The following is a 16,171-nucleotide window of genomic DNA, read 5'->3' as shown; positions in this document are numbered from 1 at the left end:
TCGCCATACCATGTCAGCGTGCCGCCCAGTCCATAGCCGTCGGTGTCGATCGAGCCATCGCCGAAGAACGAGGAAATGTCGGCCGAGGCATGGCCGTAATGAGCAGTCAGACTGCCAATCAGCTTGCCGGCGTCGCTCTCGTAGAACTGGCCGTCGATGCCGCTTGTCAGCTTCCATGTATCGATATCGTAGTCAGCGTCCGTGGTTGAAGTCCTCGGCTCGAACTTGCCATGGGCACCGTCAATCCGTGCCCAGATGCCGCGCGCATCGGTGACGGTATCCCCGCCTTCTGAAGGCATCGGAGCGGCCTCAACTGTTCCAGGGCCATCGCCCTGCGCGAGCGCGCTGTTGCCAGCTCCGACCCAATAGCGATTGCCGACGCGCTGCTGCAGGCTTGAGACACCATTGAGACTTTGCAGCACCTGTGCATAGGCTTCATAGAGCGGCGCACCGGGTTGGTAGATCGGACCGGACGGCGGAGCGGTTGGCGACGTGCCCGGAGGCGTCGGCGTCAGTTCGGAGCGTAGGTACCAGTCACCATCGCTGGGGGTGCTCACGCCGTTCTTCTGCAAGGTATAGCCATAGGCACCAGCAACCACAGCCTGTTCGCCATTGATCACGTAATCGCCGAGCAGCGAGAATGTGCCGTTGGAAGCGCCGCCAATGTCAACGATCTTGATGCCCTCGACCGTCGCTGCACCCGTGCCGCCGGTGTTGATCACTTTCACATTGCTGCTGCCGGACGTGTCGCCGGTAACCACCAGCCGGTCCGTGGGCGAGGCATCACCGCCAAGCTCGGTTTCCATCTCCAGAGTGCCGTCATTGCCGATATAATTGCCGTTGATGGTCAGCGTGCCGATGGAATTGCCGGGCGCTACGGTGCCAGCATTCGTTGTATCGCAGACCACGCCATTTCCTTGCAGCTTGGCCCCGCTCATAACAGTCAAATCGCCGCAAAGACTGCCGTTGACGGCGAGTGTGCCGGCGTCAACCGACGTACTTCCAACGAAGCCTATACTGTCGCCGGACAGGTCAGTCAGTCCCGAGCCGATTTGACGGATAGTGCCAGTACCCAATATGACTCCGTCAAAGACCATGCTGTCAGAGCGGTTGAAAGCCAGCGTACCGTCGTTGCCGACAAATCCGACGATGGAGCCAGAGGTGCCGCCATTGCCGATCTGCAAGGTGCCATCGGAAATTCTTGTACCACCTGTATATGTGCTGTCGGCGGAAAGGACGGTGGTACCCGGACCGCTTTGCTCGACCAAACCTGTTCCGGAGATGACACCAGGTACCACAAAAACATCAGAACGGTTGAAAGTCAGAACGCTGTCGTTCACTATATTTCCGGCAATGGAACCTGACGTTCCACCATTGCCAAGCTGCAGAGTGCCGGCTGAGATCGTCGTCCCGCCGCTATAGCTGTTGCTGCCGGTCAGCACCAAGGTCCCGGCTCCCGTCTTTGCCAGCGGGCCGCCGCCCGCGATATCCTGGGCGAGTTTGAATGTATTGGCGGCTTCGGCAATGCCGAACCCGCCGCCATTGGCGCCCCAATTAATGGTTCGATTTGTGCCGGTAAAGCCTGTGCCTGTCACCTGCAGCGCACCGCCATCGAAGTTGAGCGCACCGCTCGCATCACCGAGATTGCCATCGGACGCTACCGAAAGAGTGCCGGCGTTGAGGAAAGTGCCTCCCGAGTACGTGTTGCTGCCAGTCAGCACGGTCGTGCCGCTGCCGATTTGATTCACCGCACCGAAACCGGAGATCGTGCCCGCAAAGATCATAGAATCGGACCGGTTGAAGCCCAGTATTCCCCCACTTAGCGTAACATCGCCGATGATGCTGCCGCTCGTGCCACCGCTACCGATAGCGAGAGTTCCAGCCTGAATATCCCAATCTGTAGTGGCCGTGCCGGTGCCCGTCAGGAACCACGTGCTTGCACCGGTCTTCTGGAAAGTGTCGAAATTCTGATATTGCGGGCCGATGGCCGAAACATCGAAGGTGTCGTTCGCTGCCCCGCCGAGGCGCAAAGTGTCAGTGGTTGCCGTTGCATTTGCAACAACATTACCGTTAATGACAGAGCCCGACTGCAACTCCAAGGACAGCGTGCCGGTCGTTGCTCCAGTCATCCATCGAATTGCGTCAACCTGTCCTGCTCCAGCGCTGATCGTGCCGCTGTTGATTAGGTTCAGCGATGCTGTGCCTGGCCGAACGATGATGGCAGCCGCCCCCACACCGCCCTCGACAGTCCCATTATTAATAAGGGGCATTATCGTCGGCACCCTCACTTGAATACCAGCACCGTTCGCATTAACACCGTTAGTCGGGCCATCCCCGCCGCGAATTGTTCCATTGTTGACGAACGATGTGGATCCGACACCGGTGGTGCCGAGCTGCACGCCGGACCCGCCATCAGCATTCAGGCTGTTGCCGCCCACAATTACACCGTTGTTGATCGCGGACACACCTGTCCGCGTGATGAGGCCACTTCCTGCAGAGCCGGCGGCGGCGTTCCCGCCAACAAAATTACCCTCCAGCGTGACTGGATCACTTGCTCCGCTATCTGTAAGAAAAAGAACACCGGTTCCGCTGCCGATGTTGCCGGTGAGAGTGAAACCCTGAGTGTCAATCGTGATGGGCTTGGAGGGAGGATTTAGGCTCACAGTCGAGCTCATCAGGATGTCGCCCGCCAGGATGATTGTGGCAGTGGCGTCGGGATTAGCGTTCGCCGAAAGGACCGCCGCACGCAGCTGCGCTTCATTAGACACCGTATATTCATCCGCAGATGCTTGCGATCCCAGGGAGAACGCCAAGGTCGAAGTGCACACCCCCGCGAGGAGCATGTTGCGCTTGCCTAAAATCGCGCTGCTCATAATTGTTGCCACCGGCCTTACCCCATATCCCTACACCCGAAGTCGCAAACTATGAGATTCGATGGGTACATCAATAGGTTGTAGTGTAAAACTTCGTTGTTGCTTAAGAAACCTAAAATCTGTTGCAGCGCAGCAACGAAAGAAAAGCGCCGCTGGTAGTCCGAGCTATCCATTCCACCAGAGTGGTGATTTCAGGGACGCATCGGTGACTTTGCTACCCTGAGTTGTTAGTCGGCAAATCCCAGAGCAAGCCACGGTGCAAAGCGTAAATGAAAAAAGCCGACTTCCCATCCCACGTGACAGAGAGGCGCGATCGATGGTGTGACAGGCCGTTAGATTTCCCTTTAAACCAACAAATGTTTCAAATTCCATTTGCAATAACGGCAAAAGCGGCAAAAGTGGCCTATCCATTCGATAGTTCCGTGGCGATCTATGTATCCCCGGTTCTCCATCAGGTGGCCTTCAAGGGGTTTAGAGGGAATGGTGCGGCGCGCATACGACTGCTGTGCGAGCGGCCCCATGCCCGAATTTGCGAGCGTTCAAACGAAGCGATCAGTTCGGGGATGTCGTCCACCGCACGGGCAGCACTAAACAGGTATCCTTGGCCGGTATCACAGCCCATCTGTTTCATCAGCGCATACTGTGCGGGCGTTTCAATGCCCTCGGCCGTCGTCTCGATACCGAGACCGCGCCCCAAATTGAGGATTGCGTTGACGATCTTCTGGCGCTTGGGATCATGCTCGCAGTCGGTGACGAAGCTCCGATCTATCTTGATCTTGTCGAAGCTCAGCTTGCCCAACTGCGACAGGCTGGAAAAACCGGTGCCGAAATCATCAAGGGCTATGCGAACACCTGCATTGTGCAAGTCCGACACAATCGCCATTCCCATTTCGGTGTCACGAACCAGAGCGCTCTCTGTGATCTCGATCTCCAGTCGCTGCGGTGAGAGTCCGGTCTCGGCAAGAATCTCGATGATGCGCAACCCCAAGCGTCGGTCGCTCAGCTGAGTGGGAGAAACGTTGAAGGCCAAGGTGAGGTGATTTGGCCATTCTAGCGCGGCCTTGCAAGCCTGACGCAGGATGCTTTCAGAAAGTTCAATGATCAGGCCTGCCTGTTCGGCCAAGGCAATGAATACGTCAGGCGGCGTGAACTCACCATTGTCACGTTGCCAGCGTGCAAGGGCTTCAAACCCCACAAGCTTGCCGTCTTCCATGTCAATCAAGGGTTGGAAATATGGAACGATGTCATGGTTTCTGACGGCGACACGCAGCGCCTGTTCCATCTTCGCCCGGCCGCTGACATATTCCAACATGGCAGGATCAAACATTTTCGTGGAATTGCGTCCCGATCTCTTTGCAACATAAAGCGCAACATCGGCGTATTCTGGCAATTGTTCCGGATTGACAACATGCTCGGGCGTAGCAACACCCACACTGGCACCAACTTCCACTTGCCTGCCCTCAATTATCATGGGCTCGCTGATGATGCCCACGAGTTCCTGCGCGGTCGCAACGGGAGATTGCAGCGATTGATTATCTACGAGAATGGTGAACTCGTCACCGCCGATGCGTGCGACCACATCTGATGGAAATTTCCTGCGAAGACGATCGCTTACCTCGATCAGTACCATGTCGCCGCCGTGATGGCCTAGAAGATCGTTGGCTTTCTTGAATCCATCAAGGTCTATGGCAAAGGCAGTGTGAGAAGCTTTCCCCTCTGCCGTCGACGGAGCGAGCTGTTGGATAAACTCGGACATGAAGCGACGGTTGGGAAGGCGGGTCAAAGGATCGTGCATGGCAATCCAGCTCGCATTATCTTCTGCGGTCCGGCGACGTCTGACTTCCGAACGCAATTCAATCAACCGGCGAACCGAATAGGCAAAACCGCAAAAACCGACGCAAAGCACGCCCAATATCAGCTCATCAAGTTGCCAAGCCTCATGTCCCTCCAAAAACTCAGTCAATCGATCCCACACGTCGAATTGCAAAGCAACAATCCAAACAATTACACCAGTTGCGGCGACAAGAAATGCGTCGGTACGGGCCTTGCCTTCAAATAAATTAAATAAATTCATGATTAAGCCTCCGGCTTAGTATGTTTTAACTAAACAATTTGGACAGTAAAACGATCCATTATAAATAAAATAACTTATGATGGAGCTAATTTCCGCTGGAAATATTTTATGCAGCAAGCCGATTTCCTGTAACCCCCAGAATCTGTCCCGCGCAAAACACCTGATGCAACTTGAGACGCCACGGTGACGTTGTTGGGAGTTATGTACAACCTTGGCCTTGGATTGGAGAGACCTATGGCTCAGATTAAGGGACCTGTACTACCTGCTATACACCCTAAACGCTGGCTTGACTGCGAGCGGGCCTTACAAGAGCGCTTTACGGCCATTGCGGAAAGAAATGAACGGCGGGTTGAAGCCCTTAAAGAATTGATTGTGGACGCCATTGAGGCTGGTTGGACCGAGCCGGAGGTGAAGCGTGCACTCGTGGACATGATAGAGGCCAGGGAGGACACTGGCAAAGCAGGCGATTCATGGCTGCCATGGTAGCCGGTCCGGAGCTGGCATGGAAGCAAATCCGGTCAGCAAGCCGACAGGGCCGAGGAGATGCGGCCGGCCAGGATAGACCGTTACGCCTTGGCGGTAACGCTGGCTGGTCGCTTCCAGCAGCATAGCGCGGAGGAAATCGAAAAATTGCTTACCGGTATATGGCGGGAGAGACGCCTTGGCTGGCAGTCCGCCAAGCCTCGCTAGAAAATAAGTGAGGTAATTCCGCCGGCGAGATCAACTGCGCATAAGGACAGTGCGGTCGAGACGCACCATCCTTTTACCGCACTATTGATAACATTGAGAGTTCCCGCCGACCGTACCAATCCTGTGGCACAATATGTGGCCCATTGTGCCGACCGTCTTCATGCGGAAAGGAATTAGTCGCCCGACTTCAGGAACTCGATGATCGTCTTGCGTTGCGCGGCATCCGTAATGCCGCCGTAGGGTTTCATGCTGTTGCCTCTTACCACCTGGTCGGGATTGGCGATGAACTGGTCGAGATTAGTGCGGCAAATGTTGTTAAAAGCGGTCTGACCATCGTCCTGGGCAAGCGCGAGAGGGCACGTCAGCCCGCCGACGAGACCCAGCGCGAAAAAACGCGTGTCCGGTTCTGGTGCCAGAGGCAAAACGTCTGCGGGTCAAAGTCGTTCCGTGACGCTGGCGCAATTCCCTCGCCAGCAGTGCTGCCCGCCAACAGCGCCACGGCACTCGCCGGGGCGGCGCTGCTTGCCTCGCCGCGCGCCGCATCATCGGCTGGAATGAGGTCGGCGAAGTCGATGAAACGCCGCTCCATGCGTCAACAGTCAGCTATCCCCGCTAAATCGGTCTAGCTGGTCACATGTTCACAGCCAGATGGGTAACCGTATAACGGTTGTTGTCAATACACCTTGAGATGCCCGGTGTGACAGGCCGGACGTGAAACTGACACGCACGATTCTGCTCCGCCTCTCCTCCCGGCTTACAAGAAAGATTGATTGGGGCCGCAGCCCGTACCGGGTGTATTATGTCTTTAGCTGACTAGCAGTTTCGCCCTCAATCTGATTGCTGGTCAGGAACTAGCCGGAAGCGTCCGAAACTGCACTCCATCTCAGTCCCCCCTGAACGTGAGTGCTTCGTCTTCCGGCTTTCTTTGTCTGAATAACCCATTGCGACGCCCGGCTTTTTCTGCCTGCTATGCGGACAAAACTGCGAGAATTGAGGGTTTTTCATTAAGTCGAATGAACGACTAGGTTTTTCGGGTCTAGTTTGTAGGGTCTATCCTGCTCTACGGGAAATTTTGCCCAAAACCTTCCTTCCCGTATAAGCAGGGCTGGAGCCGCCAACCCAAGCCACCCTTGCGCTGCTCCAGCCTTTTCCACACTCCAAACCCGCTCCCCGGATTGCTCCGACTCTCCCTCAGGGCGAACATCGCCCTAATCGCGATTCTTTAGGCCGCTGGTTTTCCAGACCATACCATAGTTGCGCCACGCGTCCTTAATCCGCTCTTCGATATCCACGACAGGGCGGTGCGGGAACTTCTCGTGGAGGTCCCTTGCCTCTCTCGTTATATAATCCAAGCTAACATCAGCATCTTTGGCACGTTGAGCCCGAGCGTCGATTTCTGCCAGCAATTCCGCCTCTTTGTTCATTGTCCTGTCCTTCCGCTAGTAGCTGGGGACATTACCACACTTCATATGAACTTCCGACTGGCCGGTACTTCCTGAAGGGGCGCGGCGTGCTAGATGCTCTGCCACACAAATTCAGAATCGGTCCCTTGACTCTCGTTTCACCAGAACAAATATAGAACCTACACAGTAGCGACGGCCGTTCAACCGACAATTTGAAACTGGAAAACCTCTGTCTGAAGGGGACGGACAGGCTTGTCTCAAACGGAGAGGCCAATGAACGAACCGGCACTGCAGCACTGTGGGGAGATCGACCAATTGCTTGCAGAGCATGGGGGCGATGTGCGTGTAGCGATTGCTGCACTACTGTCCGAACGCGACTTGCTGATCGAGGAGCTTCAATTTGCTTCCAGCGCTATGGGCCATGGCTTTGCCCGTGGCTGGAAGCCGAAGGTCACATCGAAATCTTGACCATGTCGAGGAGCAGAGGAGAACCGCCTGCAGGACTAATTGATCGGGAATATCCGTTTCAGGTCGCTTTGCTAGCCTGTGAAGTGTCATGGCGGTTCGACAATGTGATGTTTCTGTCTCAAAAACTTGGGTGCTGGCGACTGAGCCACTCTCTTTCCGTAGATGACGAGCGTTTCGTCATCTACTGCTTCCCCCAACGAGACAGCGCCGAGTGCTTCCTCAAGGCGTTTGATGGCGAGTGGATCACACCGGCGGATCGGAAGAAAGAGACTTGGCGGTCAAAGAATATCCGCATGAGGGTGGGCAGAGATGTCTTCCAAGCGATATCTTAGGTCGATCAAGGAGATTGCACGGTTTTCGGATCTGGAAAGCTGGGATGATCTGTTTGCATATTGCACCCAGTGTGGTCGGATAGGTTCGCTGGATAGATATGCGTTGGAAGGCAAATATGGAAAACACGCGACCTTGCACAGCTTAAAAAGGAACTACGCTGCATTGTTTGCGGATCGCGGGAAATGAATAGGATCGGTGCCAGGAACAAGCTGAGAGACTAGCCCATGTGCAACCTTTATAACGCCACCACCACCCACGAAGCGATGCGGCAGTTGTTTCTGCCGATCAACGACCTGACCAATCGGTTGACACCGCAGATGGATGTCTTTCCCGACTATCCTGCCCCGATTGGCCGCAAGGGTGCGAACGGCGACCGTGAACTGGCGATCGCCCGTTGGGGCATGCCGACACCGCCGCAGTTTCTGAAAGGCGAAGTCGATTACGGTGTGACCAACATTCGCAACTTGAAATCACCGCACTGGCGCGCCTGGCTTGGTCCGGCAAACCGTTGCGTTGTTCCGGCGACGAGCTTTTCTGAATATGGTCCTCACCCCGATCCTGTTACCAAAAAGAAACCATTGCACTGGTTTGCCCTCAACGAGGAAAAACCGCTATTCTGGTTCGCGGGCATCTGGACGAGCTGGTACAGCGTGCGGAAGAAGAAGGAAGGGCCGGTCCAGGCCGATATCTTCGCGTTTCTGACGACCTTTCCGAATGCCGTCGTCAAACCGATCCATGAACAGGCGATGCCGGTTATTTTGCGCACCACGGAAGAAATCGCCATTTGGATGGATGCACCGGTTGAGGAAGCGCTAAAGTTGCAACGGCCCCTGCCCGATAATGAACTGATTGTCTTGCCCCAACCGAAGGCAGAGGAAGAACAGCCGCTGCTGCTCTAGGCCTAAAGGGCAACAGATTACGCGCATATGCGCAAGTTAATGAAACGGAAAGACTCTGAAGTCCGTTGTAGACTGCAACCAAATCATCAATGCGGAGTTTGGAAGCCATGGAAATCAAATGGCAAAAAACACCTCCGGGACCAGACGGGCAATTGCAGGACTATACCGCAACAAGCCGCAACGGCATTGATATCGGCCGGGTTTATCGAATCGATAGTGGTCCAGACCTTGGACTTTGGTTCTGGACTTTTCTCCTCGGCCATTCGCAGTTTCGTATGACTGACGTCAGTGGCGTTCAACGCTCAAGACCGCACGCGGCCCAGCAAGTCGCACGGGCCTATCAGCGTTATCTCGAAACCGCTGGTAGTGACGGCGGGGGATTGAGCCGGATACCCGTAATCACCACCGCGAACAGCAACGGAAAGCCACCATGCCCATAATGTCGCCACAGGATGACCGCGGCGACCTGGATTGCCAGGAAGCTTTGGAAGTGGAATTCCAGGCGTATGCGGGAGTGGCGTTACTGCAGCTATTGGAAGACGCCAAGTCGGTGGGTTGGCCCGAAGCGGAAGCGCGAAAAGCTATTACGCGGTTGATTGAGGTGCACATCTCAGGCGTCGCATGATGACCAACTTATGTGACGGTGTTCCCCCATTGAACCAAGCCGTCTACAATCACACGTATCTTGGCCGGCAAAGTCTTTGTGCATGGTCAAAGAACGTTGATGGGCATTAAAACTCTCAGAACCGATGTTTTTGTAATCCGAGGTCGCGTACATAAGGATGTGTAGGTCTTTTGATTTTTGCTCGTAGGCCTTTGGTCCGATCTCGCGTCGTCTGATTAATGCTATCGTTGAGGGTGCCGACGCCCCCCGTCGGCAAGGGCCCCAAGGCCGATAGCCTGGTTAGCTACCCTTGAGATTCCAGTTGACCGGGCCTTTAAAAAGAGCAGCTACAGCACATTTTATGAAATCGATATTTCAAACCTTATCCAGATTGGCGGTGCTCGAAAGTCCACCGCCTTTTTGTTGGTATGATGATGAATTTCACCTTGAAGCCGGTCGTTGTGGCCGAAATCTGCTGACGCCAATGATTTGTGGCGCGATATGTGGGAGGAAATGCGGCCCAAGGTGCTGACCGTTTTCATGCCGAAAGGAATTAGTCGCCCGACTTCAGGAACTCGATGATCGTCTTGCGTTGCGCGGCATCGGTAATGCCGCCAAAGGGTTTCATGCTGTTGCCTCTTACCACCTGGTCGGGATTGGCGATGAACTGGTCGAGATTTGCCTCGTCCCAGGTGATGCCGGACTGCTTCATCGACGACGAGTAGTTGTAGTCCGGCAATGAGCCTGCCTTGCGGCCGACGATGCCGGCGAGGTTCGGACCTTGCCGGTTGTCGCCTTCCTTCATCGTATGGCAAGTGCGGCAGCTGTTGTTGAAAGCGGTCTGGCCATCGTCCTGGGCAAACGCAACAGGACACGTCAGCCCGCCGACGAGACCCAACGCGAGAAAGCGCGTGTTCATGCCGTTCTCCGGTTCTGGTGCCGGAGGTACAACGTCTTCCCGTCAAAGTCGTTCCGTGACGCTGGCCATGGAAACGCACGGTCATCGGCGGAGAGACTGCACCCGACGACTTTGTTTCCGAGGTTCGGAACAAACGCTTCAGCTGCCGAGCAGCTGATAGCGAAGTACAATGGCAATCGGGAGAAAATCGAGGCGGAGGTGTCAAAGCGCAAGCGCCGGTCTTAAAACCTTCAATACGGCGTCGCGCTGAGACCAAGCTGCTTCGATCCACACGCCGAGCATTTCAGCTTTGGCGCTAAGTCCTTGTGCAAGGCACCGTGGTTTCTTCCAAGCTGCCTAGCCAGCATCTGCAGATCGATCTTTGGTCGGTGGTTGCACCCTCGTCTGTGACAGAACGCCCAAAGCGTATATCCGTGATCGATCATTGCCCCGATGGTGCCGTTTTCGCTTGTATCAATCTGCACCTGGACGGGTTGCGGCTTCGCAGCCGGCTTAAAAATTTCTTCGTATGGGAGCACTTCGCAATCAGTGGTGTTGCAGTCCTTGCACTTGAATTTGACGCTTCTGATTTCACGACCGTGGCCAAACATGTCGCTCAGACTACCCGCAGTAAAGCTCGCGGTCTTGTTGCACTTCCTGCAGCGGGTTCGCACCAGCATTCCGTGGCGCGCAGCCTGTCCCAATGTTTTCATTGTTCTTGTCATCAGAACAAAATGAGAACATCGCCCTTAGTCGTCAAGATCGAAGATGCATCTAGTTTAGGCTTTCTGGCTAGGCAGGACATGAGTGGGCATTTGCTTAGGTGCCGGGCTGCCCGGCCTTCTCCTTTTTGGGGAATGGTCGCGGGTCAGGGTTCTCGCTATCGTGGGGCCAAAAAAGCATTTGGGGGGAATACGAATGACATCGAATGGGGGTATAGAACTCCATCTATGGATAAAGGTAAGCATCTTCGTTGCCGGCGCGGCTGCAGGCGTAGCTGCAGCGCTAATCATTGCGCAAGTGGGGTTGTGAGCCTAAAGCGCCCGACCTGCCTCACGTTTGCACAGTCATCCTTTTTGTAGATAGATACCCTGCCCGATATCAGGCCATTTACTGATTTTTCCGCTTTCGAAGTTTTGCTAAAGTCTCCCTCCCAACGGGCGGAGGGTAATTCCATGAGCAACGACGAAGGGAAGAAGGATGAGAAGAACAACAAGGCGGCTGAACCACAAAAGCCAGCGGGCAAGCGCCCCTCGGGGCTGGTGGCGTCATCTAAAGAAGATCGCGGCACATGGCTCGGTCTGGCGCAACTTGCGCGGAACTAGGGGAATATCCTCCCTGCTGATGGATTAGCGAGGGTCGCCGCGCTGGCTAAAGTTTCCAAGTTGGACCTTAGTCTGAGCCTCATGGGCCCTTGGTCCGTAGTGTCACCCGCACGTTGAGAGTACGTTAGAGGGCTCAGGCACCCCCGCGCCTGAAGGCCTGATAAACAGGGCATCGCTTTTCAAATGACAGGCTTAACCTAGGCCCGAGCCTCCGGTAATTTGCGTTCCGGAGGATCGGGCTTTGCGATAAATGTCATTTTGATTGATCGCGCTCAGCTTCTTCAAGGCGTCGCAGCAATTCTCTGAATCTCTCATCTTCGGCTAAGGGCTTGTGATACGAGCGCAATGCCTCACCGTACTCCGGCCGCTTTAGTTGCCAGTCAATAATTCGCGCACCTTTGGGCTTTTCATCGTCACTCAAATTCATTGTCCCTTGGTCTCTCAACCGTTGTGTGGCGCGATGGTTCCAGTGTCGAAACTGCAACCATCGGGACTGGTTCATGAAATCGCGTTGCATTGACTCGCTCCGTCATCTGGCGGACAATATTGTAGTCGCCAGGCATGTAACGGCCACTGGCGTTTGAGAGATGGAACGTGCTCCCGCCTAAACGAATGGAGGGGCTTTCATGCTGTATTCAAGCATCGATCATATTTCCTCTGAAAATGACTGGCGCATTCTGGAAAAGGCCCATCAACGAGCCTGCCAGATTCTTGGCCGTGATCCGAAATACCATCCTCTCGCAGAACAGGTGGCACGGACGGTGATGATGTTTTTTGCGCGAGGCGAAAGGGATTACGGGAGACTAGCTGCTATGACCGTAAAACGTGAAATCAATTTGTTTGAGTTCGAGACAGAGACGATTGGATCCAACGTCCGCGACATGTCCATGATAATGGCAAGCCGTCCCAAGTATTTCCACTGACTCGCATTGCCGTATGTCAAAGTTTGCTCGCATTGCTGGTCCCCATCCCCCGGATCAGAAGAGGCCCGACTTATCCGAGTAAAGTGTCTGTGGCGGAAAAGTCGGGCCTCACCAAGTTTGCATGGAACTGCCGGAACAAAACTTCGCTGCCGTAGTTAGCAATCTGTGGGAGAGCGCCGAACTCTTCTGCCGAGGTCTGGCGTCGTTAGGGTCGTGCGACGTCGGCCTCACCTTTCGAAGGCATGGCTGTCAGGGGTAAACATAAGCGAAATGACGAATGAGCGACGAACCAATTCGACTCCCCCAGCAAATATCCTACCCTACCCACATGGAGAAAACCCCAGTCGGGTTGTTTGAGCACTACTGCATGCACCCAGGTTGCAAATTGTGGGGAGCGTTCGGTTTTGACAAGCGCTATGGGCAGGAATGGTATTGTGGCGAACACAAAGGTGACGCTGGCGACTGACACGAGGCCACATGACAGAATGCGATGACACGAGTGAAGCCGAGCGTAAAGCCAAAGCTGCCGAAAAAATGCGTAAATGGCGGGCCGCTAATCCGCTGAGCTCCGAGCAGAAGGCCAAGGGCAAAGAGCGGGCTCGCAAGTGGCGGCAAGCCAATCCGGAGCGCTACAGCGCATATATAAAAGCTTGGCGCGAAGCTAATCGGGAGAAACTCAAGGCTTGGCATAGCATCTACGACAAAACGCGCCGACGGAGGCCAGCGTCGAAAAGCGAGGCAAGTGAAAATGGTTTGGCCCACCACGAAGATAATTTGGGTCCGGAACCATAATAATAGCTGCTGAGTTACCTATGACTGCAATTCTGGTTGAATAGATAGATGGCAAAACGCTCAACCCGCAAATTGACGACCATCGGCCTGCTGTCGGACATCGATGCACCCCTTAAAAGCCAACCGATCAAGCCCCGTGACAAGCGTCAGCCGCAGCTTGCGTTTGATCCTATGCCCGCGAGAATTGAGCCCGCTCTTGCCCTGTTGGTGAAGAAACCGCCGAGCGGAAACAACTGGGCATATGAAGTGAAATGGGACGGATACCGTCTTGCCGTACATGTAGAACCGAACCGGGTTCGTATCATCACCCGCGGGGGCCACGATTGGACATCGTATTTTCCAGCAATTGCCGCGGCAGCCAGAGAGCTCGGCCCTGCTACCACGATCCTCGACGGCGAGGCGGTCGTGCTTGACGAAAAGGGCCTACCAAACTTCGGATTATTGCAACAGGCCCTTGGCGGCCGGCGTGCAACGCGGGCAGCACGCGAGGCGATCCTCTATGCATTCGATCTACTGTACTTTGACGGCCATGATCTGACGGGAGTTGAGTTGTCATCCCGGCGGCATCTCTTGGACAATCTGCTGGAAGATGCCACAGGCGCAATAAAGCTTTCAGAAGAGTTTGATGCCGACGGCGAGCTGCTTCTCAGAGATGCCTGCATGCATGGCCTCGAAGGTATTATCGCCAAGGACAAGAACAGTCTCTACCGCTCCGGCAGGTCCGGTGATTGGCTTAAGATCAAATGCAGCAGTAGCCAAAGTTTTGCGGTGATCGGCTACGAACCGTCAATCAAGGTGCGCGGCTCGATCGCAAGCTTGCTGCTCGCCGCCCGCAAGGGAAATGTCCTGGTGTACGTCGGAAATGTTGGAACGGGATTTTCAGCAAAGTTGGCGCGGGATCTCAAACTTCAACTCGACACCATGCGTGTTGAGAAGCCGGCCGCCGATGGCATCAAGGGAAAGAAATACGTTTTTGTTAATCCGACGTTGGTTGCCGAGATTACCTACGGTTCCTGGACGCATGATGGAAAACTGCGCCATCCCTCTTTCAAGGGCATACGAGAAATTGCCGACCATGCGGAGATTTATGATTTATCGGCAACCGAGGATGGCAACGGCTGATGCGATGACAGGAGACATTGAACGAAGAGAGGCCGAACGCAAAGCCAAGCTGGCTGAGAAGATGCGTAGGTGGCGCGCCGCCAATCCGCAAACTCCTGAGGAGAAGGCCAAGGCAGCAGTCAGATACCAGAAGTGGCGGCAGGAGAACAAAGAGCGTTACAACCTCTATCGCAAGGCGTGGCGCGTGGCCAATCGCGAAAAATCGGAGAAGCAAGATGGTGACTAGCGTGATCTCTCCTCGCTCTCGGCCAACCGCTTAAGCAGGTCCTCAAATCGTCTGTCGGTCGGAACGGCTTTGTACCTAGTCCGAAGCGCATCTTGGTAATCTGGACCGCTCAATTATAGCAAATATTGACTATCCCACCGGGTGGAACTCTGCTGCACGGCTGGTCATTGTGCGTGAATGGAAGAAAAGCCCTTCAAAGAAGTATTTTGCGTTCTGGTAGATCGGGCTTTGTCTTTTGTTAACCATACAGGCGCACGCTGTGTGCGCGGGCCATAGTGCCCACTGTCGGCACCCCGGCCTGCCATTGTTGTTGTGCGTATCCTGGCAGGTCGGGATATGGACGACTTACAATGGGTTGAACGGCCTAATCCTCGCGTCGCAGTAAGTCCAAGCTGCTTCTTTTGGGGCATTCGTTTAAGGTATATAGTTCGGCTGATATCGAGAGCATGCCCCTCGAACAGGCCCGTCGCATTGACCGCCCACCCTCTTGGGTTATACCTCGCGGCGGTTCACGTTTGTTCTCAATTTTGCAGGTATTGCTTGATGTTTAATCGCAACTTCACATCGGATGACTACGCGACGATGGCGCTTGCCTACGAAATGGCGGCAGCCGTCCTCAAGATAGACCGCACACAAACTGAGCACAGCCTGGGCTGGACGATCATGAAGCTGTTCGACCAAGGGATGCGCGACGCCAAGCAACTTGCATTGGCGGCAGTTGATAAAGAGGAGCGTACCCGTGTTAGGACCACTTAATAGCCCTATTTCGGAATCTGTACGGTATTGCATTTATTGCCGCCGTCGCCCCTGCAATCCTAGTCGGCTGGTGGTTCTGGTAAAATAGGGCTATACAAGCCGTCATTGTTGAAAATTGGACTCACCACCGACCGAAGAGTATTTTCGTTCCCGGAGGTGTCGCAAATGAAACGCTTGGATCATAAACTGGACTGCAAGGCTTGCGGTACCATCTATTTGGATATCCCCGCAGACGTTCAGAGCCACACTCCGATTTACTGCAGCTCATGCGGCGATTTCGCGGCAGCTGGCATGAGCTTGAACTAGATTTTAACAAGCAAGGCGGACAGCACGGCATTTTTGAAATGCATCACGGCCAAATCATACGCAGGGAATGATCCCATGCGAATAGATTTCGATGATGATCCAGATGGCCGCCCGAGTGTCCTGTCATTGTGCATTGGTGGCGTTTTGGTGGTTTTGATGCTCTTCTTAGCAGCGAGCTATACGGGCTACCTATGGTAAATTTCGATGACGATCCTGAAGACGGGCGCAAGGAGCTGCCTTACTACCTCTATGGTCTGGTATTCTGTGTGGGACTTGCAATCGCTATAGCGATTGGGGGGTTCTTATACCTGGAACGCTTGGGAGCCAACGTTCCCTGAAACGGAAAAAGGCCCACCAGCGGTGAGGCTGACTGCTCTCGCGGCCTCAAAACTTCACCCGGAACCCTGCCGTGCCATTGAGACTATAGCTGTCAGCGAAATTGGATAGGCTGGTGTTGATGGAAACCTCGCTGTAGAGCG

At 54.6% G+C, this 16,171-nt stretch carries 17 protein-coding genes; 10 read left to right on the top strand and 7 right to left on the bottom strand.

The annotated features are described in order from the left end of the window. Both J2X72_RS24915 and J2X72_RS24910 read right to left on the bottom strand, forming a co-directional pair. Positions 1-2,873: autotransporter outer membrane beta-barrel domain-containing protein (locus J2X72_RS24915; RefSeq protein WP_310076388.1), on the bottom strand; the 2,873-nt coding region annotated here is incomplete at its 3' end. 451 nt (positions 2,874-3,324) lie between these two features. Beyond that, complete coding sequence (locus J2X72_RS24910) at positions 3,325-4,947, bottom strand: EAL domain-containing protein (protein ID WP_310076386.1); 1,623 nt, start codon at positions 4,945-4,947, stop codon at positions 3,325-3,327. 234 nt (positions 4,948-5,181) lie between these two features. On the opposite strand from J2X72_RS24910, the gene J2X72_RS24905 reads away from it, so the two are divergent. Then, positions 5,182-5,433: a hypothetical protein gene (locus tag J2X72_RS24905; RefSeq protein WP_310076383.1), complete on the top strand. Its 252-nt coding sequence runs from the start codon at positions 5,182-5,184 to the stop codon at positions 5,431-5,433. Between the two features lie 377 nt (positions 5,434-5,810). Here J2X72_RS24905 and J2X72_RS24900 read toward each other — a convergent pair whose 3' ends face one another. Both J2X72_RS24900 and J2X72_RS24895 read right to left on the bottom strand, forming a co-directional pair. After that, positions 5,811-6,059 (bottom strand): hypothetical protein, encoded by a 249-nt coding sequence (locus J2X72_RS24900; RefSeq protein WP_310076381.1) that lies wholly within the window; start codon positions 6,057-6,059, stop codon positions 5,811-5,813. Positions 6,060-6,845: 786 nt separating this feature from the next. Beyond that, complete coding sequence (locus J2X72_RS24895; RefSeq protein WP_310076378.1) at positions 6,846-7,061, bottom strand: hypothetical protein; 216 nt, start codon at positions 7,059-7,061, stop codon at positions 6,846-6,848. A gap of 252 nt (positions 7,062-7,313) precedes the next feature. Between J2X72_RS24895 and J2X72_RS24890 the strand changes: the two genes are divergently transcribed. From J2X72_RS24890 to J2X72_RS24875, 4 genes are all read left to right on the top strand, one after another. Beyond that, positions 7,314-7,508: a hypothetical protein gene (locus J2X72_RS24890; protein WP_310076375.1), complete on the top strand. Its 195-nt coding sequence runs from the start codon at positions 7,314-7,316 to the stop codon at positions 7,506-7,508. 557 nt (positions 7,509-8,065) lie between these two features. Then, positions 8,066-8,740, top strand: coding sequence for an SOS response-associated peptidase (locus J2X72_RS24885; RefSeq protein WP_310076373.1), 675 nt, complete (start codon positions 8,066-8,068; stop codon positions 8,738-8,740). Positions 8,741-8,847: 107 nt separating this feature from the next. Further along, entirely contained in the window at positions 8,848-9,180 is a 333-nt protein-coding gene (locus J2X72_RS24880) for a hypothetical protein (protein ID WP_310076370.1), read from the top strand. After that, positions 9,171-9,365, top strand: coding sequence for a hypothetical protein (locus tag J2X72_RS24875; RefSeq protein WP_310076368.1), 195 nt, complete (start codon positions 9,171-9,173; stop codon positions 9,363-9,365). The genes J2X72_RS24880 and J2X72_RS24875 overlap by 10 nt, the downstream gene beginning before the upstream one ends. A gap of 532 nt (positions 9,366-9,897) precedes the next feature. Here the strand turns inward: J2X72_RS24875 and J2X72_RS24870 are convergent. Next, entirely contained in the window at positions 9,898-10,263 is a 366-nt protein-coding gene (locus J2X72_RS24870) for a c-type cytochrome (RefSeq protein WP_310076365.1), read from the bottom strand. 230 nt (positions 10,264-10,493) lie between these two features. Next, positions 10,494-10,955, bottom strand: a complete 462-nt coding sequence (locus tag J2X72_RS24865; protein ID WP_310076362.1) for a hypothetical protein — start codon at positions 10,953-10,955, stop codon at positions 10,494-10,496. A gap of 462 nt (positions 10,956-11,417) precedes the next feature. On the opposite strand from J2X72_RS24865, the gene J2X72_RS24860 reads away from it, so the two are divergent. Beyond that, complete coding sequence (locus J2X72_RS24860; RefSeq protein WP_310076360.1) at positions 11,418-11,567, top strand: hypothetical protein; 150 nt, start codon at positions 11,418-11,420, stop codon at positions 11,565-11,567. A 253-nt stretch (positions 11,568-11,820) separates the two neighbouring features. Here J2X72_RS24860 and J2X72_RS24855 read toward each other — a convergent pair whose 3' ends face one another. After that, complete coding sequence (locus J2X72_RS24855; RefSeq protein WP_310076358.1) at positions 11,821-12,084, bottom strand: hypothetical protein; 264 nt, start codon at positions 12,082-12,084, stop codon at positions 11,821-11,823. A gap of 109 nt (positions 12,085-12,193) precedes the next feature. On the opposite strand from J2X72_RS24855, the gene J2X72_RS24850 reads away from it, so the two are divergent. The 4 genes from J2X72_RS24850 to J2X72_RS24835 all read left to right on the top strand — a co-directional run bounded on the left by J2X72_RS24850 (position 12,194) and on the right by J2X72_RS24835 (position 15,386). Beyond that, the gene (locus J2X72_RS24850; RefSeq protein WP_310076356.1) at positions 12,194-12,490 is read left to right on the top strand and encodes a hypothetical protein; all 297 of its coding nucleotides are present in this window, start codon (positions 12,194-12,196) and stop codon (positions 12,488-12,490) included. Positions 12,491-13,330: 840 nt separating this feature from the next. Further along, positions 13,331-14,404 (top strand): non-homologous end-joining DNA ligase, encoded by a 1,074-nt coding sequence (gene ligD / locus J2X72_RS24845; protein ID WP_310076355.1) that lies wholly within the window; start codon positions 13,331-13,333, stop codon positions 14,402-14,404. After that, positions 14,391-14,630 carry a hypothetical protein gene (locus J2X72_RS24840; protein ID WP_310076352.1) on the top strand — a complete coding sequence of 80 codons (240 nt, stop codon included), beginning with the start codon at positions 14,391-14,393 and terminating at the stop codon, positions 14,628-14,630. Before ligD ends, J2X72_RS24840 begins: the two co-directional genes overlap by 14 nt. 543 nt (positions 14,631-15,173) lie before the next feature. Continuing rightward, positions 15,174-15,386: a hypothetical protein gene (locus J2X72_RS24835; RefSeq protein ID WP_310076351.1), complete on the top strand. Its 213-nt coding sequence runs from the start codon at positions 15,174-15,176 to the stop codon at positions 15,384-15,386. Positions 15,387-16,171 lie beyond the last annotated feature (785 nt).

It is taken from the genome of Phyllobacterium sp. 1468, assembly GCF_031455525.1.
Classification (GTDB): Bacteria; Pseudomonadota; Alphaproteobacteria; order Rhizobiales; family Rhizobiaceae; genus Phyllobacterium.
The sequence above is the reverse complement of the archived record's forward strand: the minus strand, read 5'-3'. Positions and strand labels throughout refer to the sequence as shown.

What these genes read in the sequence shown, in the direction of transcription:
- ligD (WP_310076355.1), top strand. Translation starts at nt 13,331, where the DNA reads ATGGCAAAACGCTCAACCCGCAAATTGACGACCATCGGCCTGCTGTCG.
- J2X72_RS24850 (WP_310076356.1), top strand. Translation starts at nt 12,194, where the DNA reads ATGCTGTATTCAAGCATCGATCATATTTCCTCTGAAAATGACTGGCGC.
- J2X72_RS24870 (WP_310076365.1), bottom strand. Translation starts at nt 10,263, where the DNA reads ATGAACACGCGCTTTCTCGCGTTGGGTCTCGTCGGCGGGCTGACGTGT.
- J2X72_RS24835 (WP_310076351.1), top strand. Translation starts at nt 15,174, where the DNA reads ATGTTTAATCGCAACTTCACATCGGATGACTACGCGACGATGGCGCTT.
- J2X72_RS24890 (WP_310076375.1), top strand. Translation starts at nt 7,314, where the DNA reads ATGAACGAACCGGCACTGCAGCACTGTGGGGAGATCGACCAATTGCTT.
- J2X72_RS24865 (WP_310076362.1), bottom strand. Translation starts at nt 10,955, where the DNA reads ATGAAAACATTGGGACAGGCTGCGCGCCACGGAATGCTGGTGCGAACC.
- J2X72_RS24840 (WP_310076352.1), top strand. Translation starts at nt 14,391, where the DNA reads ATGGCAACGGCTGATGCGATGACAGGAGACATTGAACGAAGAGAGGCC.
- J2X72_RS24905 (WP_310076383.1), top strand. Translation starts at nt 5,182, where the DNA reads ATGGCTCAGATTAAGGGACCTGTACTACCTGCTATACACCCTAAACGC.
- J2X72_RS24895 (WP_310076378.1), bottom strand. Translation starts at nt 7,061, where the DNA reads ATGAACAAAGAGGCGGAATTGCTGGCAGAAATCGACGCTCGGGCTCAA.
- J2X72_RS24910 (WP_310076386.1), bottom strand. Translation starts at nt 4,947, where the DNA reads ATGAATTTATTTAATTTATTTGAAGGCAAGGCCCGTACCGACGCATTT.
- J2X72_RS24885 (WP_310076373.1), top strand. Translation starts at nt 8,066, where the DNA reads ATGTGCAACCTTTATAACGCCACCACCACCCACGAAGCGATGCGGCAG.
- J2X72_RS24875 (WP_310076368.1), top strand. Translation starts at nt 9,171, where the DNA reads ATGCCCATAATGTCGCCACAGGATGACCGCGGCGACCTGGATTGCCAG.
- J2X72_RS24880 (WP_310076370.1), top strand. Translation starts at nt 8,848, where the DNA reads ATGGAAATCAAATGGCAAAAAACACCTCCGGGACCAGACGGGCAATTG.
- J2X72_RS24860 (WP_310076360.1), top strand. Translation starts at nt 11,418, where the DNA reads ATGAGCAACGACGAAGGGAAGAAGGATGAGAAGAACAACAAGGCGGCT.
- J2X72_RS24855 (WP_310076358.1), bottom strand. Translation starts at nt 12,084, where the DNA reads ATGCAACGCGATTTCATGAACCAGTCCCGATGGTTGCAGTTTCGACAC.